Here is a 26,688-nt window from a genome sequence, read left to right on the forward strand (position 1 = left end):
TTCCCCATGACTGTCCGCGCCATGCGCGGCCTGGGGCAGAGTTTTTGCGGCACCCGACCCCGTGCTGCGCCGTTGATAAGGGCCATCTTTTACAAGCCTGAACAGCGAGTTTTCCGCATGAGCAGCATCAGAAAATCCAAACCGAAACCGGCCAGCCGTGCCCTGCAGCAGTCCGCCCCGCGCCGCCGCGCCGCCGGCGGCCAGGCCAAAAACCAGACCGGGTCTAAAAACCAGACCGGACCGAAACTGCAGCTGCGCAATGCCACACCGCAGGACATTCCCGGCATCCATGCGCTGACCGCCAAGGTCTATGCCGCGCTGGGATCGGATGGCGCCTACACGGCGGCGCAGCTGCGCGGCCATCAGCACCACTTCCCGCAGGGCCAGTTCGTCGCGGTCTACGAGGACACCATCGTCGGCTACTGCGCCACCTTCCGCATCGCCGAGAAGCTGGCCCTGAAGCCGCATGACTGGGAAGGCATCACCGGGCGCGGCTATGCGGCGCGGCACGATGCGCAGGGCGACTGGCTGTACGGCCTGGAGGTCTGCGTCGATCCCGATTACCGCGGCCTGAGACTGGGCCAGCGGCTGTATAACGCGCGCAAGCAGCTCTGCGAGCATCTGCATCTGAAAGGCATCGTCTTCGGCGGCCGCATGCCCGGCCTGAGCCGGCGCTGGATGCAGCTGCGCTCGGCGGAAAAGTATCTTGAACTGGTGCGTGCCGGCACGCTGCGCGATCCGGTGGTGAATTTCCAGCTGCGCAATGCCTTCGAGCCGCTTGGTGTGCTGCGCGGCTATCTCGGCACCGACCATGAATCGCGCGGCTATGCCACGCATATGGTCTGGCGCAATCCGGCCTATGGCGATGCGGCCGACCTGCAGCTTGCCGCGCCGCTGCCGCGCGCCCGCACCGCGCGCGTCGCCGCCGTGCAGTATCAGCAGCGCGCGGTGAACTCATTCGAGGATTTTGCCAGGCAGGTGGAGTATTTCGTCGATGTGGTGGCCGACTATAAGGCCGACTTCGTGCTGTTCCCCGAACTGTTCACCCTGCAGCTGCTCTCGATCGAGAACCGCAATGCACCGGCCGCCGAGGCGGTGGCGGCGCTGACCCGTTACACCGACCGCATCAAGACCCTGCTGGGAGAACTGGCGGTCAGCTACAACATCAACATCGTCGGCGGTTCGCATCCGACGCGCGATCCGGTCGACGGCCATGTCTACAACATCAGTTACATCTGCCTGCGCGACGGCGCGGTGCACGAGCAGCGCAAAATCCACCCGACGCCGAACGAGCGCTACTGGTGGAACATCACCGGCGGCAGCAGCTCGAATGTGATCGAGACCGATTTCGGCCCGATCGGCGTGATGATCTGCTACGACGCGGAATTCCCCGAACTGGCGCGCCATCTGGTCGACCAGGGCGCGCAGATCCTGTTCGTACCCTTCTGCACCGACGAGCGGCAGAGCTATCAGCGCGTGCGCTACTGCGCCCAGGCGCGCGCCATCGAGAACCAGTGCTACGTGGTGATGGCCGGCAATGTCGGCAACCTGCCGAGCGTGGAGAATATGGATATCCAGTATGCTCAGAGCTGCGTGCTGACGCCCTGCGACTTCGCCTTCGCCCGCGACGGCATCGCCGCCGATACCACGCCGAATGTGGAGATGGTGGCAATTGCCGATGTGCAGCTCGACAGCCTGGCGGCCGCCCGCCAGCACGGCACGGTACAAAACCTGAAGGACCGCCGCTTCGATCTCTACAGCGTGACCTGGAAGGACATCACGCCGGCGCCGCTGGCCGATGCGGCCGACTAAGGCATGCCGAGCATCTTTTTCAGCGCCTCGGCCAGTGCGGCCTTGCGCACCGGCTTGGGCAGGATTTCGGAAATGCCGAAATAGCGGGTGTGGTGCAGCTGCTCTTCGCCGGCCGAGCCGGACATGAACAGGATCGGCATACCGGGTTTCTTGGCCAGCACGCGGTCGGCCAGCTCGATGCCGTTCATGCCACCCGGCATCTGGATATCGGTGAGCAGCAGGTCGATCGGCAGGCCGCGGCGCAGTTCCTCGAGCGCATCGGCGGCCGTGGCCGCCGGCAGCACGGCGAAGCCCAGGCTGCCGAGCAGGGCCGTCATGGTGGCCCGCACATCGGCATTGTCGTCGACGCAGAGGACCAGGCGGCGGCCGGGTTCGTTTTCCGGCCGACGCGCTGACAGCAGGTCGCCTTCGAGCGCCGGCAGGTAGAGGCGGAATTCGGTGCCGGCACCCGGCATGCTGTCGAGCTCGACATAACCACCCGACTGCAGGATGAAGCCGTAGACCATGCTGAGGCCCAGACCGCTGCCCTTGCCCACGTCCTTGGTGGTGTAGAAGGGCTCGAAGACGCGGGCCGCCACATCGGGCGACATGCCGCAGCCGGTATCGCGCACGCCGACCATCACATAGGTGCCGACCGGCGCTACCCGGGTCGGCATCACGCGCGGCTCGGTCAGATGCGTGATGGCGGTGCGGATCACCAGCGTGCCGTTGCCCTGCATGGCATCGCGCGCGTTCAGCGCGATGTTGAGAATGGCGTTTTCCAGCTGGTAGGGATCGACCTCGACCATATAGACATCGAGCTCCAGCGCCGGCTGGATCGAGATGCTGTCGCCGAGCGTCCGCCGCAGCATGTCGAGGATGCCCTGGACCAGCTCGTTGACGTCGATCCTGGCCGGCTTCAGCGTCTGCTGGCGGCCGAAGGCGAGCAGGCGGCGGGTCAGTTCGGCGCCGCGTTCGGCATTGCGCAGTGCCTGCTCGATCAGGCGGTGGCTTTCCTGGTCGCTCACCCGGTCGGTCAGCAGTTCCAGGTTGCCGACGATCACCGCCAGCAGGTTGTTGAAGTCATGCGCAACGCCGCCGGTGAGCTGGCCCAGCGCCTCCATCTTCTGCGCCTGGCGCAGCTGGTCGCGCAGGTCCTCGGCCTGGCGCCGCTCGCTCATGTCGCGCGTGATGTTGACAAACCCGCGTAATTCCCCGTCGGTATCGCGCAGGGCGCTGATCACGACGCTGGCCCAGAATTTCGAGCCGTCCTTGCGCACCCGCCATTCTTCGCTGACGTAGCGGCCCTTGTCGGCGGCGATCAGCAGGGCATTGGCCGGACTGTCGTTGAGGCGCGCTTCCTCAGCATAATAAACATCGCGGGTCTTGCCGATGGCTTCCTCGGGCATGACGCCGGTGAGGTTCTGCGCCCCGGTATTCCAGGTCAGCACCATGCCCTCGGCATCCATCAGGAAGATGGCATAGTCGGTGATGGAATCGACCAGCAGGCGGAAGCGCGCCTCGCTTTCGCGCTGCTGCTGCAGGCTGAGGCGATATTTTGTCAGGTCGTGGATGACGCCGACGAACATCGGCTTGCCGTCCTCGCTGAAACTGCCGACCGCCAGCGCAAACGGGAAGACGATGCCGTCCTTGCGGCGCCCCATCACCTCGCGGCCGATGCCGATAATGCGTTTCTCGCCGGTGGTCAGGTGATGCCGCAGATAGCCGTCATGCGCCGACCGATCCGGCTCGGGCATCAGCATCGAGACATTGCGGCCCAGTACCTCTTCCGGCGCATAGCCGAACAGCGCTTCGCAGGCCGGGTTGAACAGCTTCACGATGCCCTGCGCATCGATCAGGATCATGCCGTCGATGGCGGTCTCCACCACCTTGCGGAAGCGTTCCTCGCTGCGGCGGTATTTGGTCAGGTCGTGGATGACACCGACGAACATCTGGCGCCCGTCGCGGCTGTAGGCGCCGACCGCCAGTTCGAAGGGAAACACCGTGCCGTCCTTGCGCCGGCCCGTCACCTCGCGGCCGATGCCGATGATGCGTTTCTCGCCGGTGCTGCGGTAGCGGTGGATATAGCCGTCATGCGCGGAGCGGTCGGGCTCGGGCATCAGCATCGAGACATTGCGCCCCAGCACCTCCGCCGGGGTGTAGCCGAACAGTCTTTCGCAGGCGGCGTTGAACAGGGCGATGCGGCCATCCGCCTCGATCAGGATCAGCCCGTCAATCGCGGTATCGACGACGGCCTGTAACAGATCATCGTTCATGTTTTGTTACCTGAACCTGCAGAAAACGCCGCCAAACTGCAATTTCAAATATATGCTGCATTCCCGGTATACGCGGATAGAATGATACCAAGCTGACGACTTTTCAATAATGAAATTTCGCGTCGCTACCAGTCCGTCGCCGAAAGTGTGCCCATGGCCCATATTCTCGTCATCGACGACAATCCGGAATTCCGCGACATCCTGCGCGCCCATCTGGACGCGATCGGCCACCGGGTCACCCTGGCCGGCAATGGCGATCAGGGCCTGGCGGCGCTGGAGAGCAACGCCGATCTCGACATGGTGCTGACCGATATCCTGATGCCGCAGCGCGACGGGGTGGAGGTGCTGCGCGAATGCAAGAAACGCTGGCCCGACCTGCCGGTGATCGCGATTTCGGGCGGCGGCTGGATCGGCGCCGGCGAACTGCTCGGCATGGCCGAACGGCTCGGCGCCGACCGCGTGCTGCAGAAGCCGGTGCGACGCGACGACCTGATCCGCGCCGTGGACGAAGCGCTGCGCGCCAATCTGAAGCGGCGCGCCTGACCCCCAAGCGCGGTGCCGGTCGTGTCAGGCCGGCAGCAGCAGGTAGCGCTGCGCCACCACGACCAGCAGCCAGAGCGCCGTCACGCCCAGCACGCTCAGGGTCAGCACGATGCCGACCATGCGGCCGAAGCTGAGTCCCGGGCTGCCGAGATAGCCCCAGGCATGCAGCACGCGGCCGACGAACAGCCCGGCGCCGAGCAGATGCAGCGCCCAGACCGGCTGGCGCGACATTTCGAGCATGAACAGCAGCAGCAGGGTGAGCGGCACATATTCGACGAAGTTGGCCTGCACCCGCATGGCCCGGGCGAGATCGGCATGACCGCCATCGCCGGTATTGACCCGGTGCCGCTGGCGCAGGCGCACCACCGCCAGGGCCAGCACCAGCAGGAGCAGACCGCAGAGCGCCGCATAGAGCGGCGTGACGGCAAAGGGCGGCAACATGGCGGGGCCTGTCTTCCTGTTGTTACTTTGCAGCGCGATCCAGCATCACTCGGCAGCGCCCTTGGCGGCGGAGGCCGTGTGCTGCTGGCGGATCAGCTTGACGATCTCGCTGGCGGCCTGCGGGATATTGGTGCCGGGACCGTAGATGCCGGCGACGCCGGCCTGGCGCAGGAAATCGTAATCCTGCGGCGGGATGACGCCGCCGGTGATGACCAGGATATCGCCGGCGCCCTGTTTCCGAAGGGCATCAATCAGCTGGGGAACAAGAGTCTTGTGCCCGGCGGCCTGGCTTGAGATGCCGACCACATGCACGTCGTTCTCGATGGCGTCTTTCGCGGCTTCCTCGGGCGTCTGGAACAGCGGACCGACATCGACATCGAAGCCGAGATCGGCAAAGGCTGTGGCGATCACCTTGGCGCCGCGGTCATGGCCATCCTGGCCGAGCTTGACCACCAGCATGCGCGGGCGGCGGCCCTCTTCGGCGGCAAATGCCTCGATATCCTTCTGGATCTTCATGAAGCCCTCGTCATTCGCGTAGGCGGCGCCATAGACGCCGGCAATCGAGCGCACGGTGGCCTGGTGGCGGGTGAAGACGCGCTCCATCGCATCCGACATCTCGCCGACGGTGACACGCGCCCGCGCCGCCTGCACGCAGAGTTCGAGCAGATTCTCTTTCCCCGCCGCGCCGGCCTCCAGCGCCTTGATGGCCGCAGCCGCTTTTTCTTTATCGCGGGTGTTGCGGATGGTCTTGAGCCGCGCCACCTGGTTGTCGCGCACGCGGGTGTTGTCGACTTCCAGCGTGTCCGGCACATCGTTCTGCGACGTGCGATATTTGTTGACGCCGACGATGACATCCTCGCCACGGTCGACGCGGGCCTGGCGGCGGGCGGCGGCTTCCTCGATCTTCAGCTTGGGCATGCCGGACTCGACCGCCTTGGTCATGCCGCCCATCGATTCCACTTCCTCGATCAGCGCCCAGGCATGCGACGCCAGCGCATGGGTCAGCGCCTCGACGTAATAGGAGCCGGCGAGCGGATCGACCACCTTGGTGACATACGTCTCGTCCTGGATGATCAGCTGGGTGTTGCGCGCGATGCGGGCGGAGAATTCGGTCGGCAACGCGATGGCCTCGTCGAGCGCGTTGGTGTGCAGCGACTGGGTGCCGCCGAGCACGGCGGCCATCGCCTCGATGGCGGTGCGCACCACGTTGTTATAGGGGTCCTGTTCGGTGAGCGAGACCCCAGACGTTTGACAATGCGTGCGCAGCATCAGCGACCCGGTCTTCTTCGGGTTGAAGTCCTTCATGATGCGCGTCCACAGCAGGCGGGCGGCGCGCAGCTTGGCGATCTCCATGAAGAAATTCATGCCGATGGCGAAGAAGAACGACAGCCGCCCGGCGAAGGCATCGACATCGAGGCCGCTGGCAATCGCGGTGCGGACATATTCCTTGCCGTCGGCCAGCGTAAACGCCAGCTCCTGCACGGCGGTGGCGCCGGCTTCCTGCATATGGTAGCCGGAAATCGAGATCGAATTGAACTTCGGCATCTTCGCCGCCGTGTAGCCGATGATATCGGCGATGATGCGCATGCTGGGCGCCGGCGGATAGATATAGGTGTTGCGCACCATGAACTCTTTCAGGATGTCGTTCTGGATGGTGCCTGAAAGCTGTTCGGTGCTGACGCCCTGTTCCTCGCCGGCGACGATATAGCAGGCCAGCACCGGCAGCACGGCGCCGTTCATGGTCATCGACACGCTCATCTTGTCCAACGGAATCCCGTCGAACAGGATTTTCATATCCTCGACGGAATCGATGGCGACGCCGGCCTTGCCGACATCGCCGACGACGCGCGGATGATCAGAGTCATAGCCGCGATGGGTGGCGAGATCGAAAGCCACCGACACGCCCTGCTGGCCGGCGGCGAGATTCTTGCGATAGAAGGCGTTGGATTCTTCGGCGGTGGAGAAGCCGGCATATTGCCGGATGGTCCAGGGCCGGTTGGCATACATGGTGCCGCGCACGCCGCGCGTGAAGGGGGCGACGCCGGGCAGCGTATCCAGCCCTTCCAGGCCTTCGAGATCGGCGGCGGTGTAGAGCGGCTTGACCGGGATGCCTTCGGGCGTGAGCCAGACCAGATCGGCCAGCGGCTTGTCGCCCAGTTCCTTCTGCGCGAGTTTCGCCCAGGCCTCGGGCCAGGAAATACTATTGGGACTCTCTTTGTCGCTGCCGGTCATTCTCTTACGTCCACCCATACGCGTTTCGCCGCAAACTCATGCTGCGGTGCAAAAGCCAGTATGCCGGGCTTTGGCCGACTGTCAAATTCAGCCCGGTGAAAGCGCCCCCGGGAGGGGGAAGCCGCCGCCCGGGCGGGGTCGATCCGGTGTCGAGTCAGTCCCATTCGGTGCCGAAAGCGTCCCATTCGATGCCAAGAGCGTCCCATTCGGTGCCGAGAGCGTCCCATTGCGTGTCGAATGAAGCCCATTGAGTGCTGAATGAGGTCCGTTTGATGCTCATTCGGGTTCGTTGAGGTTCGTTGGCGCCCGTTCGAGGTTCGTTTGGGTTCGTTTCGCTTCGTTTGGGTCCGTTTGCGCTCGTTGCGGTTCGCAGAACGGTTAAATCATTGAAATATATGATAAAATGAAAAACAATCCATCAGATTTGGAACATTATAGCAACAACATCCTGAATTGTCGACGAATGTGAGACCAGGCTACCGCATCATCGGATGCGTCCGCCTCGCTGCGGTGCCGCGTTTTAGCGAATACAGCCGGATGCTGTTTCCGACATTCCCCGGCGCAAGACCACCGGCTTGATTACCCCTTGCTGGTCGCGGTCACCATGGAGACTTCGGCGTGATCTCGATTGGAGTCTTGTCGGTGCCGCCGAAAGCAGCGAAGCAATCCCGCAGCAATCGGAAACCAGCGATCATCTTTGTGCTACGACATACCTAAGTATGTTTTTGCAGACGAGCCGCATTTTGACTCGACGGATAAAATAAAGTCTGCCCTGATTTCGTGGGGACTTCGGGGGGAAGGCAGATGGATATTCCACAGCCAGTCGTGAATGCGGCCGCGGTTGCGGGCCGTTTTTCTCGCACGACACTGAAATATTCAATCATTGCAAGCCTGTCGGTTCTCGCGATCCTGCTCGTGCTGGTGACGCTGGCTGAACTCAGCAGCCGCGACTGGCTGGTCGATGAGATCAAGCTGCGCATCGAGAGACTCAATATCGACTATACCGAGCGCAAGAAACCTCTGCAGGCGCAACAAACCGCAGAATCAAAAACCGAACTGCTGGTTCTGGATAAAGAACATCAAGTCCTGATGTCAGGCCTTGGTATCATTCAACGACGCACGCAAATCCTGATCAATGTCGGTGCCAATCGAATTTCGCGGACTGTGCCGGGCATGTCCGACATTCTGGAAATCTATACCAACGCGCATAACGTTGCGGAAAAACGCTACCGCAGCCTGATCAACGATAATGACTGGAGAAAGCCGACGATCTGGACACTGCCCGCCGCAGTCGATCACATGGTCACTGCGACCTCGTACAGGCTAGACGACGTGCCACAGAATAACGAAACCAACTTCATCTTCTATCTGAAGCGGGAGATCACCGACTTCTGGAGCAATTTTCCAGAACGACTGTCATCCAACAGCCTGCTGCTGCTGCTGGCGCTCAGCATGGGGTTTGTTGGCAGCGGCCTTGCCGTTCTTCTGAAAACCGAGGGCAGCATTCTGCAGCATCTGATGGAGGGTACTATTTTCGGTCTGCTGTCCTTCTTTTTGATCAAGGGCGGCAAGATGATCATCGTTCTCGACACCCAGACGAGCGGAAACCCGTACAATCATTATACGGTGGCCGCCCTGGCGTTTCTCAGCGGCATGTTCCACGACCGTGTGCGGTCCATACTGTCCGACCTCGTGAAGCTCAAACCGGCGGCATCGCCGGCACCACCGGCAGCCGTGGCCCCGGCAGCGCCGCCCGCTGTTCCGCCGGCCAATCCGAATCCCGTCCCCGGATAAGCTGTTCCGGTCTTGTAACGCCCCGCAATCACCCCAACAGCAACTCCATCCCCGGATCGCCCTTCTGCATGGCGCGCTGATACGCCGGCCGCGCGGCGACGCGCTGCAGCCAGGCGAGAATGTTCGGATACGGCGTGAGATCGTAGGGCGCGTAATGGCGCATGGTGGTGAGGGTGAAGACCGGCATGATATCGGCGGCGGTGAACGCCGCGCCGGCCAGCCAGGGCACATCCCGCAGCCGCGTATCCAGCATGGCCAGCATCATCCCGAGCCGCGTGACGCCGATCTGCACCGCCGGATGCTCGGCCGGCGCCTCCAGCCGGCGCGCGATCAGCACGCGCATCACGGCGGGCTGGAAACTGCCATTGGCGAAATGGAACCAGTAGAGATAGTCGGCGAAGGCGGCATCCTCCGGCCCGGGCCGCAGCGCCCCCTTGCCGTAGCGGCCGAGGATGTAGTCCACCACCGCGCCGGATTCGGCCAGCACCAGATCGCCGCCGGTGACGCTGTTATCCGTGATCACCGGCGCCAGGCCCATCGGATGCAGCGCCTTGTATTCCGCCGGCGCCTGGAAGTTGGGCTGGCGCTGATAGAGTTTCAGGTCGTAAGGAATGCCAAGCTCCTCGCAGAGCCAGACGATGCGTTCGGACTGCGACTTGCCGAGATGGTGGACGGTGAGCATGCGGGCTCCGGGACTGAAAACAGGACGCGCCATTCTATTCCATGGCCCCTCGGTATCGGCAATGGGCCATAGGCCGCCGCGCCAAAGCATGGCAGCATAACGGCAGCAACACATCGCAAGGCCAGATAGCGGACCGGAACGCCATGGGCAGGACGCCAGTGAAGAAACCAGTGAAGAAAGCTGTGAAGAAGACCGCGCCGCAGCAGCCGGCATCCGGAACGCGCCTGCGCGTGATGCTGGCGCCGGGCGTGTTCCTCGGCCCGGGCAAGGGCGACCTGCTGGAGCATATCGCCGAGACCGGCTCGATCTCGGCGGCCGGCCGCCGCATGGGCATGAGCTACAAACGCGCCTGGATGCTGGTGGAAACGCTGAACGGCTATTTCAGGGCGCCGCTGGTGTTTGCTGCGACCGGCGGCAAGGCCGGCGGCGGCGCGACGCTGACGCCGCTGGGCCGCCAGGTGCTGGCGCATTATCGGGCGATGACCGCCGCCGCCGAGAAAGCCTGCGCCAAAGATATCGCGGCGCTGCGCAGGCTGCGCGGGCGGTAGCACCTGGATTCCGGGATAATCTCACTGTCTGTCAAAAAAACTCGTGGATGGCCGGGTCAAGCCCGGCCATGACGGTTTTTGTTTATTGACCCGCTTTTACACAAATCGTCATCCCCGGGCCTGACCCGGGGATCCACGTCTTCCTTGTGCCGCGTCCGGACTTTCCGTTATAGTCACGCGGACATAACGGAGACCGTCATGCGCCGCCCTGCTATCCTGCTGGCCATTCTGCTCGCCGCCATGCCGCTGACGGCGAAGGCGCAGGATCTGCTGGTCTTCGCTGCCGCCTCGATGAAAACCGCGCTGGACGAGATCAATGCGGCGCAGACCGTGCTGCCGCCGGCGCAGGTGAAGATTTCCTATGCCGCGTCTTCGGCGCTGGCCCGGCAGATCGAGGCCGGCGCCCCGGCCGACCTGTTCGTCTCGGCCGATCTCGACTGGATGGATTATCTCGACCAGCGCAAACTGCTGAAGCCGGGCACGCGCAGCATCCTGCTGGGCAACCGCATCGTTCTGATCGCGCCGGCGGACAGCAAAGCCAGTGTGAAGATCGCGCCGGCTTTCGATCTGGCCGGTCTGCTGGGCCGGGACGGCAAGCTGGCGATGGCCGATGTGGCTGCGGTGCCGGCCGGCAAATACGGCAGGGCGGCGCTGGAGGCGCTGCAGGTCTGGCCGTCTGTCCAGGCCCGCGTGGCGCAGGCGGAAAACGTGCGCGCCGCACTGGCGCTGGTGGCGCGCGGCGAGGCGCCGCTCGGCATCGTCTATGCCACCGACGCGGCGGCCGATGCGAAAGCCGTGCGCGTGCTGGATGCCTTCCCGGCCAACACGCATCCGCCGATCCTCTATCCGGCGGCGCAGCTCAATGACTCGAAGCATCCGCAGGCGGCGGCCTGGCTGGCAGCCCTGCGCAGCCCGGCGGCAAAGGCGGTGTTCGAGAAGAACGGCTTCACGATGATCGCACCGCATGCGGCGACGAATTGATTAAAACACATCCCGCCACCCCTGGACCCGGGAATGCTTCCTGGCCAGGGGTCCATCCCGTCTGTCCGTACACCGGCGCATGCAGATGGACCCTCGGAATAAATCCGAGGGTGACGGTCTATAGTATTGCCACATAGTATTGCCACGCGATGACCCTCACCCCCGAAGAACTCACCGCGGTTCTGCTCAGCCTGAAGGTGGCCTTCGTCGCCACGCTGGGCAGCCTGCCGTTCGGCGTGGCCATCGCCTGGCTGCTGGCGCGCAAGGACTTTCCCGGCAAGGCGCTGCTCGATGCGCTGGTGCATCTGCCGCTGATCATTCCGCCGGTGGTGACCGGCTATCTGCTGCTGCTGCTGTTCGGCCGGCGCGGCCTGTTCGGCGGTTTCCTGGCCGAGACCTTCGGCATCGTCTTCGCCTTCCGCTGGACCGGCGCGGCGCTGGCCTGCGCGGTGATGGGCTTTCCGCTGCTGGTGCGCGCCATCCGGCTCTCCATGGAAGCCGTCGATCCGAAACTCGAAGCCGCGGCGAAAACGCTGGGCGCGCCTCCGGCACTGGTTTTCCTCACCGTCACACTGCCCTTGAGCCTGCCCGGCCTGCTGGCCGGCCTGGTGCTGAGTTTCGCCCGCGCCTTCGGCGAATTCGGCGCGACGATCACCTTCGTCTCCAACATCCCGGGCGAGACGCAGACGCTGCCGACCGCGATCTACAGCTTCATCCAGGTGCCGGGCGGCGATGCCATGGCGCTGCGGCTCACGGTGATTTCGATTGCCGTTGCCGCCGTGGCACTGGTCTGCAGCGAACTGCTGGCCCGGCGCATGTCGAAACGGCTGCTCGGATGACACTTGAGGTCGATCTCGCGCATGACTTCGGCGGCTTCCGCCTGGACGCGCGCTTTGCCTGCGCGCCGGGGCTGACGGCCCTGTTCGGCCGCTCGGGTGCGGGCAAGACCACGCTGGTCAATGCCATCGCCGGGCTGCTGCGGCCCGACCGCGCGCGCATCGCCATCAACGGCCGCGCGCTGGTCGATACGCAAGCCGGCATTTTCATGCCGCCGCATCGCCGCCGCATCGGCTATGTCTTCCAGGACGGCCGGCTGCTGCCGCATTTTTCCGTGCGCGCCAACCTGCTCTACGGCCGGTTTTTCGCCGGAGCCGCATCCGGGCGCGCCGATGCCATCGGCTTCGACCATGTCGTCGACCTGCTCGGCATCCGGCATCTGCTGGCGCGCCGGCCGGGCACGCTGTCGGGCGGCGAGAAACAGCGCGTCGCCATCGGCCGCGCGCTGCTGTCGCGGCCGGAACTGCTGCTGATGGACGAGCCGCTGGCGGCGCTGGATGCCGCGCGCAAGGAAGAAATCCTGCCCTATCTGGAACGCCTGCGCGACGAGCTGAAACTGCCGATCGTCTATGTCAGCCATGCGATCCCGGAAGTCACAAGGCTGGCCGATACGGTGGTGCTGCTGTCGGAGGGACAGGTGCAGGCGGTGGGCAGCGTGCCGGCGCTGACCGGGCGGCTCGATCTGTTTCCGCTCACCGGGCGCTACGAGGCCGGTGCGGTGCTGACCGCCACGCTGGTGCGGCAGGAGGAGGACTGGGGCCTCAGCCTGCTGCGCTGCAACGCCGGCGACATTCTCGTGCCGCGCCTGGAGCGGCCCATCGGCAGCAGCCTGCGCATCCGCATCCGCGCCCGCGACGTCACCCTGGCGCTGACGCCGCCCGCCGAGACCAGCGCGCTGAACATCCTGGCGGGCACGGTGAGCGAACTGAAAACCGGAGACGGCCCGCAGATCGAGGTGCGGCTCGACTGCAACGGCGATGCCCTGCTGGCGCGCATCACCCGGCTGTCGGCCGCGCGGCTGGCGCTGGCGCCGGGCAAGCCGGTCTATGCCATGATCAAGACCGTGGCGCTGGATGGCGGCAGCCTGGGCCGGCCCCGATAGCGCCGAGGCCCGGCAGTTGAGGTGACTGCGCCACGCGCGGTAGACTGGCGGCAAAACCGGAGCCTCCGTCCATGTCCGCGCCCCCGGGGCCTTACGTCGATCCCGGCCTAGACAGCTGGGTCAGGCCCTTTGCCGAAGCCCTGATCGGCCAGACCGTATTCCACCGCTGGGCCGGGCTGGTGCTGCTGTCGCTGGGGCCGGGCCAGACCGAGGTGGGCTTCACCGCGCAGGGCGATATGCTGTGCACGACGGCGCGCATCACCAAAACCATCCAGAACAAGGCGAGTTGAAGCCGTGACCGAGATCAGGACATCCGAGAAGGGCCGCATCCTCTGCGTGCTGGGCCCGACCAATACCGGCAAGACGCATCTGGCGGTCGAGCGGCTGCTGAGCCATCGCAGCGGTATCATCGGTCTGCCGCTGCGGTTGCTGGCGCGCGAAATCTACGACCGCGCCGTGGCGATCAAGGGCGACCGCCATGTCGCGCTGGTGACCGGCGAGGAAAAAATCCTGCCCAAGGGCGCGCAGTGGTTCGTCTGCACGGTGGAAGCCATGCCGCTGGACCGCGCTTACGATTTCCTCGCCATCGACGAGGTGCAGCTGGCCGCCGATGCCGAACGCGGCCATGTCTTCACCGACCGGCTGCTGCATGCGCGCGGCACCGAAGAGACCATGTTCCTCGGCGCCGACACCATGCGCGGCCTGATCCGCCGCCTGGTGCCGCATGCCGAGTTCATCGCGCGGCCGCGCCTGTCGCAACTGACCTATGCCGGCGCCAAGAAACTGTCGCGCCTGCCGAAACGCTCGGCCGTGGTGGCGTTTTCGGCCAGCGACGTCTATGCCATCGCCGAGCAGATCCGGCGCCAGCGCGGCGGTGCCGCCGTGGTGCTGGGCGCGCTCAGCCCGCGTGCCCGCAACGCCCAGGTGGCGCTGTTCCAGAACCGCGATGTCGATGTGATGGTGGCGACCGATGCCATCGGCATGGGGCTGAACCTGGATATCGAACACATGGCCTTTGCCGAACTGTCGAAATTCGACGGCATCGGCATGCGGCCGCTGCTGCCCGCCGAAGTGGCCCAGATCGCCGGCCGCGCCGGCCGGCATCTGCGCAACGGCACCTTCGGCACCACCGGCGACTGCCCGGCGCTCGACCCCGACCTGATCGAGCGCATCGAGAATCACCGCTTCGAGCCGATCGTTGCGGCGCGCTGGCGCAACAACGACCTGGATTTCCGCAGCGTGGAAGCACTGGTGCGCACGCTCGACCTGCCGCCGCCGCGCGAGGGCCTGACGCGCGGCCGCGATGCCGACGACCTGCTGTCGCTGCAGGCGCTGCGCGAGGATGCGGCGGTGCAGGAGCGCGCCGGTTCGAAGGACCGCGTCGAACTGCTGTGGCAGGTCTGCGCGATTCCGGATTTCGCCAAGGACCTGCATGACAGCCATGCCCGCCTGCTGGCGCAGCTGTATGTGCATCTGTGCGACCGCAACGGCAAGCTGCCGGCCGACTGGGTGGCCGGGCAGCTGCGCAACATCGACCGTACCGACGGCGATATCGACACGCTGTCGCAGAGGCTTGCTCATATCAGGACATGGACAACCGTCGCCCATCGTGGCGGCTGGCTGGATGACGCGGCCGGCTGGCAGAGCAAGACGCGGTCGATCGAGGACCGCCTGTCGGATGCGCTGCATGAAAAGCTGACCGAGCGCTTCGTCGACCGCCGCACCAGCGTGCTGACCCGCGGGCTGCAGGAAGACATCGGCAGCCTGGACGTGAAACTGGGCGAGGACGATGCGCTGACCGTGGAAGGCGAGATCATCGGCCATCTGCACGGGCTGCGTTTCCGCCCGGTGGGCCATGACAGCGTGGAGCAGCGCCGCATCCTGCGTTCGGCCGCCCTGCGCGTGCTGGGCCCGGCGCTGGCGGATCGCGCCACCGCGCTGCTGGCGCTGCCCGACGAGGCTTTCGCGCTGTCGCCCGAGGGCGGCCTGCTGCGCATCACGCCCGAGAAGGACGCCGTGATGCTGGCGGTGCTGGGCAAGGGCAGCGAGGTGCTGGAGCCGAAGGTAAACCTGCTGGCCGACGACCAGCTGCCGGCGGACACCCGCAAGGCGGTGGAGGACAGGCTGGCCGGCTGGCTCAAGCGCCATCTGCGCCAGCATCTGGGCGACCTGTATCGCCTGCGCGATGCCGAGCTGAAAGGCGCGGCGCGCGGCCTGGCTTTCCAGCTGGCGGAGAATCTCGGCGCGCTGAAACGCGACGACGTGTCGGACCTGGTGCGCAACATGGGCCAGGCCGAGCGGCATCCGCTGCGCAAGATGGGCGTCAGCTTCGGCGAGACGCATATCCTGGTGCCGAAACTGCTGAAGCCGAAACCGACGCAGCTGAAGACGCTGCTATGGGCGATTGCCAATGGCAAGGAACCGGAAGCGCCGCCGACGCCGGGCCTGACCTCGGTGCCGCTGCTGGAATGGCGCGACGATGCCTGGTGGCTGGCGGCGGGCTTCCTGCGCGCCGGCCGGCAGGCCTATCGCCTCGACGTGGTGCAGCGCATCGCCGAGGGTGCGCGCCAGGCCGAACTGGCGGCGCGCAAGCCGCAGGACCGGCCGAAGCCGCAGGCGCCTGCGACGGCCGCGCCAGCCGGAACGCCGGCGCCCGAAACGCCAGTGCCCGAAACGCCGGCGCCCGAAACACCGACGCTTGAGGCTGCGCTGGAGGATGTCGAGATCGCCGAGACGGCCGCCGCGCCCGGTGAGCCACTCGGTGAGCCACTCGGCGAACCGCTGGGCGAACTGATCGAACAGCCGGTGGAAGCGCCGGTCGAGATGCCGCCCCCGGCGCTGGCCATGGATGCGCCGGCAGGCGCGGTCGAACCCGCGGCCACCGCGGCGCCGAAACCGAAAAAACGTATGGGTCCCTTCGGCAGCTTCATGGCCGATACCGCCTGGATGAACCTGGCCGGCTGCGGGCCCGAGGAATTGCAGCGCCTGCTCTGGGCGCTGGGCTACAAGACCATCACGGCGCGCGATCCGGACACCAAAACGGATGTGACGCTTTACTTACGCTCGCACAAGGCCATTGTCGCCAAACGCGAACGCGAGCAGCAGAAGCGCAAGGAAGACGAAGCCAAGATGGCGGACAGCCCTTTCGCGGCGCTGCTGGCCTTAAAGCAGCAGCAGAAGCAGGGCGGCGGCAACCGGCGCTGACGCCGGCTGCGGCGGTCGCCGCGGCTGGCGTTACATCCGCAGGCGCGTGCCGGTCTCGGCCATGCGCAAAGCGGTGAGCAGGTGCCGCATGGCGGCGTCGATCTCGCTCATGGCGACGGCATCGAGCACCCAGTCGCGCTGCTGCTCGATCAGGTCGGCCTGCGTCGCCTGCAGTTCCAGCACCAGCAGGCCGAGGAATTGCAGCTTTTCCGCCACCGGCAGTTTCGCCAGCGGCGCGTGATGGCCGATGGAATACGGCCCGAGCAGGTCGCGCACATGCTGGCCGATGCCGCGCTCCTCGCTGATGCTTTGCAGGTCGCCGGCCGTCATCGGCGCGATGGCATGCAGGTTGGCCTGGGCGGCAACCAGGCAGAGCAGACCGTGATAGGCGTTTTCGATCGCCGCGATCCAGTCTTCCAGCGGCGCGATATCGGCACTCATCGCCGGGGTGACGGTGGCGGCACCGATGAAGCTGGCGCCATCGTGCAGATGCTGGCGGGCGAGGTCGGTGTAGGACTGCGGCATCGGACGGCTCCTGACTGCCGATGCCCTGGACGGGGAGGCCCCGATAAAGACCTGACGGGGAGGAACCGGCGAACCGCAGTCTGCCATCGCGCCGGACAGGCGGGCAGTTACTTTTCGGATATGGCCGGCGGCAGGCTGAAAAGCCGCGGCCGGGCAAAGGTTTGCGATTTATCGCCGGAGGCGGTGGTTGCGGCGGCGGGGCCGGCTGACTATCTTCCCGGCACAGCGTCTCCGTAGCTCAGCTGGATAGAGCGGCTGCGTCCTAAGCAGCGGGTCGGGAGTTCGAATCTCTCCGGGGACGCCACTTTCTCACCTCTCCTCGGCATCGAACGCCGCCGGCGGCTGGCCGGCCAGATGGGTGTCCCACATCTGCGCCTAAGCCGATTGTGTTGGCCGCGCGATATCTCCAAACCACGTTTGTCCTGAAACACGCATCGCCCGGGCGCGCCTGAGAGCTTCGCCCTACGACGTCTTGGGAAGATAAAGCCAGCCGGCAAACCGGGCTACTTCAGCAGGTTGGTGACGGCCGCCTTTATGCCGGCCATGAAGATATCGATCTTGGCATTCGTCACGGCGACGGGATCGGGCGGCACGGCGGTGCCGTAGATATACTGGCGGATCCCGTCGTAGACGATCGAACCGTGCAGCCCCCAGTAGAGTTCGAGTTCGGCCGGACTGACCGGCCTGGCGGCGACCGAGGGCAGGCCGAGTTCCCGCCGCACCTCGGCGCACAGCACCAGCAGAATCCGTTCGCGCACCAGTTTGAGATAGCGCTGGTTGAAACCGACATTGCGCATGCCGGCCTGAAAGAAGATGCGCATCCAGTCGTGGTTCACGATGGCCGGATAATATTCGGCATAGAACCGCTTCAGCCGCGCCGCCACCGGCTGGCGCCGATCCTCGATCCAGTCCTGCCATTCCGGATTCCAGCGCGTGAGGTAGATTTCCTTGTACACGCGGTCGACCAGATCCTGTTTGGTCGGAAAATAGCGGTACAGCAAAGGCTGGGTGATGCCGAGCCGCCTGGCCAGTTCGCGCGTCTGCCCGTCGAAACCCACTTCGGCAAAGAACCGGATCGCCTCCAGCACGATCTGCTTCTCCCGCTCGTCGGGGAGCAGGCGCGATCGCTTTGAAGCGGTTCCGGTTTTCGGCTTTTTCCGTTTGTCGGGCTTCGTCATTTTGCAGCGCACCTTCCGAATTCTTGTTTATCAAATGATAAATAGTGTTGACTTGCCTTCACACGCTCGCCTAACGTCCCGCCATCGGCCGCAGAGCCGGGCAGCCTGGAATTCATACACAATGCAGGCTGAGGGAGGAAACCGGTGAAAGCACCGCCGTTCGGCTACGTGAAGGCGCGCGAGCTCGGGCAGGTCTTCGACCTGCTCGACCAGCATGGCGATGACGCCAAGATCCTTGCCGGCGGCCAGAGCCTGATTCCCTCGCTCAACCTGCGCCTGTCGCGCCCCGCCGTGCTGATCGACATCAATGCCATTGCCGACCTGCAGGGCATCCGGGAAACCGCCGACAGCGTGATCGTCGGCGCCCTGACCCGGCATGTCGTCCTGGAAACATCGCCCGTCATCGCCAGGCATGTGCCGCTGGTGGCCCAGGCGATGCCGCAGATCGCCCATCCCGCCATCCGCAACCGCGGCACCATCGGCGGCAGCCTGGCCTTCGCCGATCCGGCCGCCGAACTGCCCGCCTGTGCGCTGGCGCTGGAGGCCACCTTCATTCTGCGCAACCGCAGCGACGAGCGCCGCGTGCCGGCCTCGGGCTTTTTCCATGGCCTGTTCGAGACCGACCTGCGGCCCGGCGAAGTGCTGGCCGCCATCGAATTTCCCAAGGCGATGGCCGGCCACCGCTTCGCTTTTGCCGAACTGGCGCGCCGCCACGGCGATTACGCGATGATCGGCATGGCGGCGGCGGCGCCGCAGCCCGGCACGCTCCGGCTGGCCTATTTCGGCGTGGCCGACCGGCCTGTCCTGGCCTCCGCCGCCGCCGCCTGCCTGCTGCGGGACGGACCGCAGGGCCTGGAGGCCGCCTGTGCCGCGCTGGCCGGCGACCTTTCGCCGAGCGGCGATCTCAATGCCGGGCCGCAGACCAAGCTGCATCTGGCGGCCGTGCTGCTGCGCCGGGCCATACCCTCCCTGTTTGCCCCAGCCTAGAGAGTCCGATGGACCAGCATGACATCAGCGTGATCGTGAACGGGCAGAAAATCCGGCGCCGCGTCTCCGCGCGTCAGCACCTGATCGATTTCCTGCGCAACGATCTGAGCCTGACCGGCTCGCATCTGGGCTGCGAGCATGGCGTCTGCGGCGCCTGCACCATCCAGGTCGACGGCGTCGCCGTGCGCGGCTGCCTGATGCTGGCCGTGCAGGCCGACGGCGCCACGGTCGACACCATCGAGGGCTTGACCGACAGTGGCGCGATCGCCGACCTGCAGGATGCCTTCCACCGGTATAACGCGCTGCAATGCGGCTTCTGCACGCCCGGCATGCTGTCCACCGCCGCCGAGCTGGTCGCGCAGCATCCCGATGCCGACCGCGAGGAGATCCGCGCGCATATCTCGGGCAATTACTGCCGCTGCACCGGCTATCACTCCATCGTCGACGCCATCGCCTCGGTGCTCGACGACCGCCGGAAGGCGCGGGCGAACGGAGGCGCGGCATGAGCGGCAGGCCCGTCGTCACGCCCTTCGACCGGCCCAACAGCTATATCGGCCGCGCCGTTCCGCGCCCCAATGCGAAGAAGCTGCTGCAGGGCCGCGGCACTTTCGTCGACGACATCGTGCTGCCGCGCATGGCGCATGTCGTCTTCGTGCGCAGCCCGCATGCCCATGCCCGCATCGTCGGGATCGACCGGACGGCGGCGCAGGAGATGCCCGGCGTGATCGCCGTCGTCACCGGCGCCGAGCTTGCGAAGGTGATCACGCCCTGGATCGGCGTGCTGACCCATCTGAAGGGACTGAAATCGGCGCCGCAGCATGCCATCGCCATCGACCGCGCCTGCTGGCAGGGCGAGGCCGTGGCCGCTGTGGTCGCCGAAACCCGCGCCGAAGCCGAAGATGCCGCCGAGACGGTCGTCGTCGACTGGGAGGAACTGCCGCCCGTCGTCGACATGGAAACCGCGCTCGATGCCGCTACGCCGGTGATCCATCCGGAGCTGGGCGACAATCTCGCCTTCCGGCGCGAACTGGTGACCGGCGATGTCGACGGCGCCTTCGCCGCGGCCGACCATGTTTTCGAAGAGGTATTCCATACCGGCCGCCATACCGGCGTCTGCCTGGAGCCGCGCGCCGTGCTGGCGGATTATCAGCCGGCCGATGGCAAGCTGGTGGCCTATCAGGCGACCCAGGCGCCGCATATGATCCAGAACCTGCTGGCCAAGCATCTGGACCTGAACGAGTCCGATGTGCGGGTGATCTGCAAGGATGTCGGCGGCTCCTTCGGCATCAAGGTGCATATCTATCCCGACGAGATGGCCACCGCGGCACTGTCGGTGCTGCTGAAACGGCCGGTGAAATTCATCGCCGACCGGCTCGAGTCTTTCGTGACCGACATCCATGCCCGCGATCACCGCATCAAGGGCAGGATCGCCGTGAAGAGCGACGGCGAAATCCTCGCCTTCGAGATCGACGACCGCACCGGCATCGGACCCTATTCCGTCTATCCCCGCACCAGCGCGGTCGAGGCCAACCAGGTGGTCAACTTGGTCGGCGGGCCCTACAAGCACAAGGCCTATCGCGCCTCCACGGAGGTCGTGTTCCAGAACAAGAACGTGACCTGCCAGTATCGCGCGGTCGGGCATCCGATCGCCTGCGCCGTCACCGAAGGCCTGGTCGATCTGGCCGCACGCAAGCTGGGCATCGATCCGGCCGACATCCGCCGCCGTAACCTGATCCCCGACGATGCCTATCCTTACACGGGCCTCGCCGGCCTGCCCTATGAAAGCCTGTCGCATCACGCCTCGCTGGAAAAACTGCTGGCGCTGATGGATTACGACGGCTTGCGCGCCGAGCAGGCCGAGCTGCGCAAGCGCGGCATCTATCGCGGCATCGGGCTGGCCAGCTTCATCGAGGTCACCAATCCCTCATCGGCCTTCTACGGCATCGGCGGCGCGCGCATCTCGTCGCAGGATGGCTGCAGCATCCGGCTCGATCCGACCGGCACCATCATCTGCGCCACCGGCGTCACCGAGCAGGGCCAGGGCACCGAGGCGATCATCGCGCAGATCGCGGCGACCGCCGTCGGCGTCACCATGGAAAAGGTCCGCGTCATCACCGGCGATACCGATGCCACGCCCTATGGCGGCGGCACCTGGGCCTCGCGCGGCGCCGGCATCGGCGGCGAAGCAGCCCTGCAGGCCGGCAAGGCGTTGCGGCAGAATATCCTCAGCGTCGCGGCCGCCATGCTGCAGGCCGCGCCCGAAAGCCTCGACATCCGCAACGGCGTGGTGGTCGATGCCGACACCGGCAACGAGCGCCTGCCGCTGGAAGAGATCGGCCGCGTCGTCTATTTCCGGCCGGATACGCTGCCGAAAGGCCTGCAGCCCGAATTCGTAGTGACGCGGCATTACGTGCAGAAGGACTATCCCTTCGTTTTCACCAACGGCATCCAGGGCTCGTATCTGGAGATCGATACCGAGACCGGCTTCGTCACGCTGTTGAAGCATTGGTGCGTCGAGGATTGCGGCACCATCATCAATCCGCAGCTGGTCGACGAGCAGATCCGCGGCGGCGTGGTGCAGGGTCTGGGCGGCGCGCTGTTCGAACACTGCATCTACGACGACCGCGGCCAGCTGGTGAACGGCTCGATGATCGACTACCTGGTGCCGATGGCTGGCGAGATGCCGGACATCGTCGTCGGCCATGTCGTCTCGCCGACCGCCAGTTCCGAACTCGGCGCCAAGGGCGCGGGCGAAGCCGGCACCGCCGGCGCGCCGGGCGCCGTGATGAATGCGATCAACGACGCGCTGCTGCCGCTGAATGTCAGCCTGGCGGCACAGCCCTTTACACCCGAATCCATCCTCACGGCGCTCGGCAGGGTTGGCGCCAGGGTCGGATAAGTCTGAAGCGTACGGCTTAAACGGCAGCTGATAACTGCCGCAACATAAACCTGGTGGAGGAAACCATGACGAACACGCGTAATTCCAAGCGTCGCTCCGGCATGAGCCGGCGCGAAATTCTCGCCGCCGGCGCAGGTGGCGTTGCCCTTGCCGGCTTTACCCCCTCGCTATTCTCGATCGCCAGGGCGCAGGCCGGCACGATCAAGATCGGCTTCCCGGTGCCGCTGACCGGCCCGTTCGGCGCCGAGGCGCAGGATCAGGTGCGTGCCGCCGAAATCGCCATCAAGGAGTTCAACGACGCCGGCGGCTTCCAGGGCCGCCTGGCCGAACTGCTGGTGCGCGACGACAAGCTCAATCCCGGCGAAGCCGCCACCCGCACGCTGGAACTGATCGAGAAGGACAAGGTGAACTACGTCGTCGGTTCGCTGTCGGCCGCCGTGCAGCTCTCGATCAACAACGTGACCAAAGAGCGCGGCGTGATCTTCAACTCGATCAGCCAGTCGGATGCGATCAACGAGGTGAAGGACTGGAGCAAGTTCACCTTCCACGAGGCGCTTAATCCGCATATGACCGCCGGCGCGGTTGGCCGCTACGCCTTCTCCAAGTTCGGCAAGAAGGTCGTCTATCTGACTGCCGACTATGCCTATGGCCATGAAATGGTGCGCGGCTTCGAGTCGGCCGGCAAACCCCTCGGCGTGCAGACGCTGGCCGATATCCGCCACCCGATCGGCGCCAACGATTATTCCGCCTTCCTGCCGCGCATCCAGTCGCTGCGTCCCGACGTGCTCTGCATCTGCAACTTCGGCCGCGACCAGGTGAACGCCGTGAAGCAGGCCACCGAATTCGGCCTGAAGGAAAAGATCAAGATCGTCGCTCCCGTCCTGCTCTATACCGCCCGCGTCGCCGGCGGTCCGGAAATCTTCGAGGGTGTGGTCGGCGGCACGTCGTATTACTGGCGTCTGGAAGACACCATTCCGACCGCCAAGGCGTTCAACGATAAATTCCGCGCCGCCAATGGCGGGGCGGTACCCTCCGATTACGGTGCGCTCGGCTATGCCGGTGTCCGCACCGTGCTCACCGCCGCCAAGGCCGCCGGCAGCACCGACACCGACAAGGTGGTGGAGGCCATGCGGAACCTGAAATACGACTTCTACAAGGGCCCGCAGTATTACCGTGGCTGCGACCACCAGTCGGTCCAGTCGGTTCTGGTCATCGAATCGAAGAGCAAGGACATGAAGGACAAGAACGACGTGTTCAACATCGTCGGGGTCGAGACTCCCGATGAGAAGAACCTGCGCTCCTGCGCCGATCTTGGCCACAAGGCTTAATTGAGTACCGAGCGCTACGCCGCGACGAAGGAATGGTAATGTCTGGTCTCACCCTAGATTTACTGCTGTTGCAAATCGTCACCGGCGTGGCGCTCGGCTCGGTCTTTGTTCTTCTGGCCATCGGCCTGTCGCTTATTTTCGGCATGCTGACCATCGTCAACTTCGCCCATGGCGCCTTCTACATGGTCGGCGCCTATATGGGCGTCTTCCTCTACGGCCTGACCAAGAACTTCTGGCTCTGCCTCGTCCTCGTGCCGCTGGGAGTCGGATCGATCGGCCTGGTGGTGGAACGCTTCCTGATCCGGCCGCTCTATGGCCGCAACATCGACGACCCCCTGCTGCTCACCTTCGGCCTGGGCTATGTCTTTATCGAATCGATCCGCATTCTCTTCGGCCTGAACGGCATTCCCTTCAGCACGCCGGCCGGCCTGCGCGGCGCGGTGGATATCGGCATCGGCCATTTCCCGCTCTACCGCCTGTTCCTGATCGGCGCGACGGGCGTGCTGGTGCTTGGCCTGTGGCTGTTCATCGAGAAAACCAAGTTCGGCCTGATCATCCGCGCCGGTGCGCGCGATCCGGAAATCCTGAAGGTGCTCGGCATCGACGTATCGAAAATCTGGCTGCTGGTCTTCGGCATCGGCACCGGCATCGCCGGCCTGTCCGGCATCCTCGCCGCGCCGCTGCAGGCGGTGACACCCGAAATGGGCATCCCGGTTCTGGCCGAAGCCTTCGTGGTCACCGTTGTCGGTGGCATGGGCTCGCTGATCGGTGCGGTCACCGCCGGGTTGATGGTCGGCATCGTGGTCGCCATGACCTCGCTGTTCATGCCGGAAATGGCCAAGGTCTCGATTTTCCTGCTGATGGCGCTGGTGCTTCTGGTGCGCCCGCAGGGACTGTTCGGCCGCGCCGGGCTGATGGGCTGAACCATGACCGCCACTGCCAGCGCCTCCCTCATCGCCTTCGGCAAGCGCCATCGCGCCGCGCTTGCCATTGCCGTTCTGCTGATCTTCCCCTGGCTGATGCCTTATGAAGCCCTGGCGGTGAACATCCTCGTGCTCGGCCTTTATGCCGTCGGGTTCAACCTGCTGTTCGGCTATACCGGACTGCTCTCCTTCGGCCATGCCGCCTTTCTCGGTTCCGGCGCCTATGGCTGCGGCATTGCGCTGGTGCATTTCGGCGTGCCGTGGTTCGGTGCGATTCTGATCGGCGTGCTGGTTTCGGTGTTCTTCGCCGCGATCATGGGTTTCCTGGCGATCCGCACGCGCGGCATCTACTTCGCGATGGTGACGCTCGCGTTGTCGCAATGCGTCTATTACCTCTTCTACCAGGCGGTGAGCTTGACCGGCGGCGAGAATGGCCTGCGCGGCATCAACCTGTCGGAAATCGGCATCCTCGGCTTCAGCGTCAATTTCCTGAACCCGACCACCAAGTATTACGTGATTCTGGCTTTCGTCGCCTTCGCGCTGTGGCTCTTCTCCCGCCTGCTTGCCTCCCCCTTCGGTGCGGTGCTGGAAGCGATTCGCGAGAATGAAAGCCGCGCACGTGCCTGCGGCTATGACGTGGCGCGGGTCAAGTTCATCGCCTTCGTGATCTCGGGCGCTTTCTGCGGCCTGGCCGGTGCGCTAAAGGCCCTGCATCTCTCCATCGTGCCGATCGAGACACTGCATTACCTGACGTCTGGACAAGTCGTCATGATGGCGCTCCTCGGTGGCATGAACACCTTCTTCGGGCCCTTCGTCGGCGCCGCCGCCTTCCTGCTGCTGGAAGACGTGCTGACAACGATGACCAGCCACTGGCAGCTGGTGCTCGGCGCCGTCTTCGTCATCTTCGTGCTATTCTTCCCCAAGGGCATCTGGGGCTCGGTTCTGGCCTGGGTGGTGCGGAAATGAGCGAGATCATTCTGGCGACCCGCAATGTCGGCAAAAGCTTCGGCGGCTTCGTTGCCCTGAAGGATATTTCCATCGAATTCGAGCGCGGCAAGCTGACCGCGATCATCGGCCCGAACGGCGCCGGCAAGAGTACCTATTTCAATATTTTGTCCGGCGCCTTCGCGCCGACGACCGGCCAGCTGCTGTTCCAGGGCCGCGATATCTCCAACCTGCCGCAACATCAGTTCGCCAGCCAGGGCATCGCCAAGTCGTTCCAGATCACCAACGTTTTCCCGAAACTCTCGGCCTTCGAGAATGTGCGCGTGGCCGTGCAGGCGCGCCAGGTCGGGCTCAATCCGTGGCGCAATCGCGACAGCTATGCCGACGTGAACCGGCGCGCCCGCGAATTGCTGGCTCTCGTCGGCCTGGAAAAACAGGCTGAGCAGACGGCGCAGGATATGGCGCATGGCGAACAGCGCGCGCTGGAAATCGCCATGGCGCTGGCGGCCGAGCCGGTGCTGCTGCTGCTGGATGAGCCGACGGCTGGCATGTCGCCCGAGGAAACCCGGGTGATGATGGACCTGATCCAGCGCCTGAGCCGCGACCGCACCATCATCCTCGTCGAACACAAGATGAAGCTGGTGATGGGCATCTGCGAACGCATCATCGTGCTGCATCATGGCGAACTGCTGGCCGATGGACCGCCGCAGGCGGTTCAGAGCAACGCCGAGGTCAAAAGAGTCTATCTCGGCCAGGGACGTCACTGATGCTGAAGCTCGCCAACCTGTCAGCCTGGTACGGCCACAGCCACATCCTGCAGGGCATCTCGCTGGAGGTGAACCGCGGCGAGATCGTCACCCTGATCGGTCGCAACGGCGCCGGCAAGACCACGACCCTGCGCAGCATCATGGGGCTGGTATCCAAGCGGCAGGGCAGCGTGGTGTTCGACGGTGAGGAAATCCTGGCCGAGCCGGCGCACAAGCGCTTTCATCGCGGCCTGGCCTATGTGCCGGAAGAGCGCCGCATCATTCCCGGCCTCACTGTGCTGGAAAACCTGCGCCTCGGCATCATCGGCAGCGCCAGCCGGTCGAAGGAAAGCGAGCGGATCGACGTGATCGCCGAGACTTTCCCCCGCCTCAAGCAGCGCCTGAGCCAGGAAGCCATCACCATGTCCGGCGGCGAACAGCAGATGCTGGCCATCGCCCGCGCCATGATGGCAGAGCCGCAGATGATCCTGCTCGATGAACCCTCGGAAGGCATCATGCCGATCCTGGTGGATGAGATGTTCGAACTGTTCCGCACCATGAAGGCCGCCGGTACCACAATCATGCTGGTGGAACAGAATGTCGAACTGGCGCTCGGGATTTCCGACCGCGCCTATATCATGGACCAGGGCGAGATCGTCTACCACGACACTGCCACCGCCCTGCTGGCCGATACGGCGATGCAGGAACGTTATTGCGCCGTCTGAA

Annotated in this window: 23 protein-coding genes and 1 tRNA gene; 18 read left to right on the top strand and 6 right to left on the bottom strand. The window is 65.0% G+C overall.

Annotated elements, in window-relative coordinates:
* Positions 1-117: 117 nt before the first annotated feature.
* Entirely contained in the window at positions 118-1,812 is a 1,695-nt protein-coding gene (locus OJJ21_RS12260; protein WP_297686608.1) for a carbon-nitrogen hydrolase family protein, read from the top strand.
* Here OJJ21_RS12260 and OJJ21_RS12265 read toward each other — a convergent pair.
* The gene (locus OJJ21_RS12265; RefSeq protein ID WP_297686610.1) at positions 1,809-4,067 is read right to left on the bottom strand and encodes a PAS domain S-box protein; all 2,259 of its coding nucleotides are present in this window, start codon (positions 4,065-4,067) and stop codon (positions 1,809-1,811) included. The genes OJJ21_RS12260 and OJJ21_RS12265 overlap by 4 nt on opposite strands.
* A 153-nt stretch (positions 4,068-4,220) precedes the next feature.
* On the opposite strand from OJJ21_RS12265, the gene OJJ21_RS12270 reads away from it, so the two are divergent.
* On the top strand, positions 4,221-4,610 hold the full coding sequence (locus OJJ21_RS12270; RefSeq protein WP_297686612.1) for a response regulator: 390 nt from the start codon (positions 4,221-4,223) through the stop codon (positions 4,608-4,610).
* 24 nt (positions 4,611-4,634) lie between these two features.
* On the opposite strand, the gene OJJ21_RS12275 is transcribed toward OJJ21_RS12270, so the two are convergent.
* Together OJJ21_RS12275 and scpA are read right to left on the bottom strand one after the other, a co-directional pair.
* A complete protein-coding gene (locus OJJ21_RS12275; RefSeq protein WP_297686614.1) occupies positions 4,635-5,051 on the bottom strand; it encodes an MAPEG family protein in 417 nt (138 codons plus the stop codon).
* Positions 5,052-5,096: 45 nt separating this feature from the next.
* Positions 5,097-7,283, bottom strand: a complete 2,187-nt coding sequence (gene scpA, locus OJJ21_RS12280) for a methylmalonyl-CoA mutase (RefSeq protein WP_297686616.1) — start codon at positions 7,281-7,283, stop codon at positions 5,097-5,099.
* Positions 7,284-8,087: 804 nt separating this feature from the next.
* On the opposite strand from scpA, the gene OJJ21_RS12285 reads away from it, so the two are divergent.
* Positions 8,088-9,077 carry a hypothetical protein gene (locus OJJ21_RS12285; protein WP_297686619.1) on the top strand — a complete coding sequence of 330 codons (990 nt, stop codon included), beginning with the start codon at positions 8,088-8,090 and terminating at the stop codon, positions 9,075-9,077.
* A gap of 28 nt (positions 9,078-9,105) precedes the next feature.
* Here the strand turns inward: OJJ21_RS12285 and OJJ21_RS12290 are convergent, their stop codons facing one another.
* Positions 9,106-9,759 carry a glutathione S-transferase family protein gene (locus tag OJJ21_RS12290; RefSeq protein ID WP_297686621.1) on the bottom strand — a complete coding sequence of 218 codons (654 nt, stop codon included), beginning with the start codon at positions 9,757-9,759 and terminating at the stop codon, positions 9,106-9,108.
* Positions 9,760-9,992: 233 nt separating this feature from the next.
* Between OJJ21_RS12290 and OJJ21_RS12295 the strand changes: the two genes are divergently transcribed.
* The 6 genes from OJJ21_RS12295 to OJJ21_RS12320 all read left to right on the top strand — a co-directional run bounded on the left by OJJ21_RS12295 (position 9,993) and on the right by OJJ21_RS12320 (position 16,431).
* A complete protein-coding gene (locus tag OJJ21_RS12295) occupies positions 9,993-10,307 on the top strand; it encodes a LysR family transcriptional regulator (protein WP_297686726.1) in 315 nt (104 codons plus the stop codon).
* 198 nt (positions 10,308-10,505) lie between these two features.
* On the top strand, positions 10,506-11,288 hold the full coding sequence (gene modA, locus OJJ21_RS12300; protein WP_297686623.1) for a molybdate ABC transporter substrate-binding protein: 783 nt from the start codon (positions 10,506-10,508) through the stop codon (positions 11,286-11,288).
* 149 nt (positions 11,289-11,437) lie between these two features.
* On the top strand, positions 11,438-12,127 hold the full coding sequence (gene modB, locus OJJ21_RS12305) for a molybdate ABC transporter permease subunit (RefSeq protein WP_297686625.1): 690 nt from the start codon (positions 11,438-11,440) through the stop codon (positions 12,125-12,127).
* Positions 12,124-13,227, top strand: coding sequence for a molybdenum ABC transporter ATP-binding protein (gene modC / locus OJJ21_RS12310; protein WP_297686627.1), 1,104 nt, complete (start codon positions 12,124-12,126; stop codon positions 13,225-13,227). Before modB ends, modC begins: the two co-directional genes overlap by 4 nt.
* 71 nt (positions 13,228-13,298) lie before the next feature.
* On the top strand, positions 13,299-13,517 hold the full coding sequence (locus OJJ21_RS12315) for a hypothetical protein (RefSeq protein WP_297686630.1): 219 nt from the start codon (positions 13,299-13,301) through the stop codon (positions 13,515-13,517).
* 4 nt (positions 13,518-13,521) lie between these two features.
* Complete coding sequence (locus OJJ21_RS12320; RefSeq protein ID WP_297686632.1) at positions 13,522-16,431, top strand: helicase-related protein; 2,910 nt, start codon at positions 13,522-13,524, stop codon at positions 16,429-16,431.
* Between the two features lie 30 nt (positions 16,432-16,461).
* On the opposite strand, the gene OJJ21_RS12325 is transcribed toward OJJ21_RS12320, so the two are convergent.
* Positions 16,462-16,956, bottom strand: coding sequence for a hypothetical protein (locus tag OJJ21_RS12325; protein ID WP_297686634.1), 495 nt, complete (start codon positions 16,954-16,956; stop codon positions 16,462-16,464).
* A 227-nt stretch (positions 16,957-17,183) separates the two neighbouring features.
* Here OJJ21_RS12325 and OJJ21_RS12330 point away from each other — a divergent pair.
* Positions 17,184-17,260 (top strand) — tRNA-Arg (locus tag OJJ21_RS12330).
* A gap of 199 nt (positions 17,261-17,459) precedes the next feature.
* On the opposite strand, the gene OJJ21_RS12335 is transcribed toward OJJ21_RS12330, so the two are convergent.
* Positions 17,460-18,134, bottom strand: a complete 675-nt coding sequence (locus OJJ21_RS12335) for a TetR/AcrR family transcriptional regulator (RefSeq protein ID WP_297686636.1) — start codon at positions 18,132-18,134, stop codon at positions 17,460-17,462.
* A gap of 144 nt (positions 18,135-18,278) precedes the next feature.
* Here OJJ21_RS12335 and OJJ21_RS12340 point away from each other — a divergent pair, with 144 nt between their 5' ends.
* The 8 genes from OJJ21_RS12340 (at position 18,279) to OJJ21_RS12375 (ending at position 26,687) form a co-directional block, all read left to right on the top strand.
* The gene (locus OJJ21_RS12340; RefSeq protein WP_297686638.1) at positions 18,279-19,121 is read left to right on the top strand and encodes an FAD binding domain-containing protein; all 843 of its coding nucleotides are present in this window, start codon (positions 18,279-18,281) and stop codon (positions 19,119-19,121) included.
* A gap of 8 nt (positions 19,122-19,129) precedes the next feature.
* Complete coding sequence (locus tag OJJ21_RS12345) at positions 19,130-19,627, top strand: (2Fe-2S)-binding protein (RefSeq protein ID WP_297686640.1); 498 nt, start codon at positions 19,130-19,132, stop codon at positions 19,625-19,627.
* On the top strand, positions 19,624-22,020 hold the full coding sequence (locus OJJ21_RS12350) for a xanthine dehydrogenase family protein molybdopterin-binding subunit (protein WP_297686642.1): 2,397 nt from the start codon (positions 19,624-19,626) through the stop codon (positions 22,018-22,020). The genes OJJ21_RS12345 and OJJ21_RS12350 overlap by 4 nt, the downstream gene beginning before the upstream one ends.
* 65 nt (positions 22,021-22,085) lie before the next feature.
* The gene (locus tag OJJ21_RS12355) at positions 22,086-23,348 is read left to right on the top strand and encodes an ABC transporter substrate-binding protein (RefSeq protein WP_297686644.1); all 1,263 of its coding nucleotides are present in this window, start codon (positions 22,086-22,088) and stop codon (positions 23,346-23,348) included.
* A gap of 38 nt (positions 23,349-23,386) precedes the next feature.
* Positions 23,387-24,271, top strand: a complete 885-nt coding sequence (locus OJJ21_RS12360) for a branched-chain amino acid ABC transporter permease (RefSeq protein WP_297686646.1) — start codon at positions 23,387-23,389, stop codon at positions 24,269-24,271.
* A gap of 3 nt (positions 24,272-24,274) precedes the next feature.
* Positions 24,275-25,237, top strand: a complete 963-nt coding sequence (locus OJJ21_RS12365; RefSeq protein WP_297686648.1) for a branched-chain amino acid ABC transporter permease — start codon at positions 24,275-24,277, stop codon at positions 25,235-25,237.
* The gene (locus OJJ21_RS12370) at positions 25,234-25,983 is read left to right on the top strand and encodes an ABC transporter ATP-binding protein (RefSeq protein ID WP_297686650.1); all 750 of its coding nucleotides are present in this window, start codon (positions 25,234-25,236) and stop codon (positions 25,981-25,983) included. Before OJJ21_RS12365 ends, OJJ21_RS12370 begins: the two co-directional genes overlap by 4 nt.
* Positions 25,983-26,687 (top strand): ABC transporter ATP-binding protein, encoded by a 705-nt coding sequence (locus OJJ21_RS12375; RefSeq protein ID WP_297686652.1) that lies wholly within the window; start codon positions 25,983-25,985, stop codon positions 26,685-26,687. The genes OJJ21_RS12370 and OJJ21_RS12375 overlap by 1 nt, the downstream gene beginning before the upstream one ends.
* Position 26,688 lies beyond the last annotated feature (1 nt).

Origin of the sequence: Ferrovibrio sp. (assembly GCF_025869515.1) — a bacterium.
Taxonomy (GTDB): domain Bacteria; phylum Pseudomonadota; class Alphaproteobacteria; order Ferrovibrionales; family Ferrovibrionaceae; genus Ferrovibrio.

Excerpts from the sequence above, each read along its gene's own strand:
- OJJ21_RS12360 (WP_297686646.1), top strand. The coding sequence starts at position 23,387 with ATGTCTGGTCTCACCCTAGATTTACTGCTGTTGCAAATCGTCACCGGC.
- OJJ21_RS12375 (WP_297686652.1), top strand. The coding sequence starts at position 25,983 with ATGCTGAAGCTCGCCAACCTGTCAGCCTGGTACGGCCACAGCCACATC.
- modC (WP_297686627.1), top strand. The coding sequence starts at position 12,124 with ATGACACTTGAGGTCGATCTCGCGCATGACTTCGGCGGCTTCCGCCTG.
- OJJ21_RS12275 (WP_297686614.1), bottom strand. The coding sequence starts at position 5,051 with ATGTTGCCGCCCTTTGCCGTCACGCCGCTCTATGCGGCGCTCTGCGGT.
- OJJ21_RS12350 (WP_297686642.1), top strand. The coding sequence starts at position 19,624 with ATGAGCGGCAGGCCCGTCGTCACGCCCTTCGACCGGCCCAACAGCTAT.
- OJJ21_RS12285 (WP_297686619.1), top strand. The coding sequence starts at position 8,088 with ATGGATATTCCACAGCCAGTCGTGAATGCGGCCGCGGTTGCGGGCCGT.
- OJJ21_RS12265 (WP_297686610.1), bottom strand. The coding sequence starts at position 4,067 with ATGAACGATGATCTGTTACAGGCCGTCGTCGATACCGCGATTGACGGG.
- OJJ21_RS12290 (WP_297686621.1), bottom strand. The coding sequence starts at position 9,759 with ATGCTCACCGTCCACCATCTCGGCAAGTCGCAGTCCGAACGCATCGTC.
- OJJ21_RS12270 (WP_297686612.1), top strand. The coding sequence starts at position 4,221 with ATGGCCCATATTCTCGTCATCGACGACAATCCGGAATTCCGCGACATC.
- OJJ21_RS12355 (WP_297686644.1), top strand. The coding sequence starts at position 22,086 with ATGACGAACACGCGTAATTCCAAGCGTCGCTCCGGCATGAGCCGGCGC.
- OJJ21_RS12335 (WP_297686636.1), bottom strand. The coding sequence starts at position 18,134 with ATGACGAAGCCCGACAAACGGAAAAAGCCGAAAACCGGAACCGCTTCA.
- OJJ21_RS12325 (WP_297686634.1), bottom strand. The coding sequence starts at position 16,956 with ATGCCGCAGTCCTACACCGACCTCGCCCGCCAGCATCTGCACGATGGC.
- modA (WP_297686623.1), top strand. The coding sequence starts at position 10,506 with ATGCGCCGCCCTGCTATCCTGCTGGCCATTCTGCTCGCCGCCATGCCG.
- OJJ21_RS12365 (WP_297686648.1), top strand. The coding sequence starts at position 24,275 with ATGACCGCCACTGCCAGCGCCTCCCTCATCGCCTTCGGCAAGCGCCAT.
- OJJ21_RS12295 (WP_297686726.1), top strand. The coding sequence starts at position 9,993 with ATGCTGGCGCCGGGCGTGTTCCTCGGCCCGGGCAAGGGCGACCTGCTG.
- OJJ21_RS12260 (WP_297686608.1), top strand. The coding sequence starts at position 118 with ATGAGCAGCATCAGAAAATCCAAACCGAAACCGGCCAGCCGTGCCCTG.
- modB (WP_297686625.1), top strand. The coding sequence starts at position 11,438 with ATGACCCTCACCCCCGAAGAACTCACCGCGGTTCTGCTCAGCCTGAAG.
- OJJ21_RS12345 (WP_297686640.1), top strand. The coding sequence starts at position 19,130 with ATGGACCAGCATGACATCAGCGTGATCGTGAACGGGCAGAAAATCCGG.
- OJJ21_RS12315 (WP_297686630.1), top strand. The coding sequence starts at position 13,299 with ATGTCCGCGCCCCCGGGGCCTTACGTCGATCCCGGCCTAGACAGCTGG.
- OJJ21_RS12370 (WP_297686650.1), top strand. The coding sequence starts at position 25,234 with ATGAGCGAGATCATTCTGGCGACCCGCAATGTCGGCAAAAGCTTCGGC.
- scpA (WP_297686616.1), bottom strand. The coding sequence starts at position 7,283 with ATGACCGGCAGCGACAAAGAGAGTCCCAATAGTATTTCCTGGCCCGAG.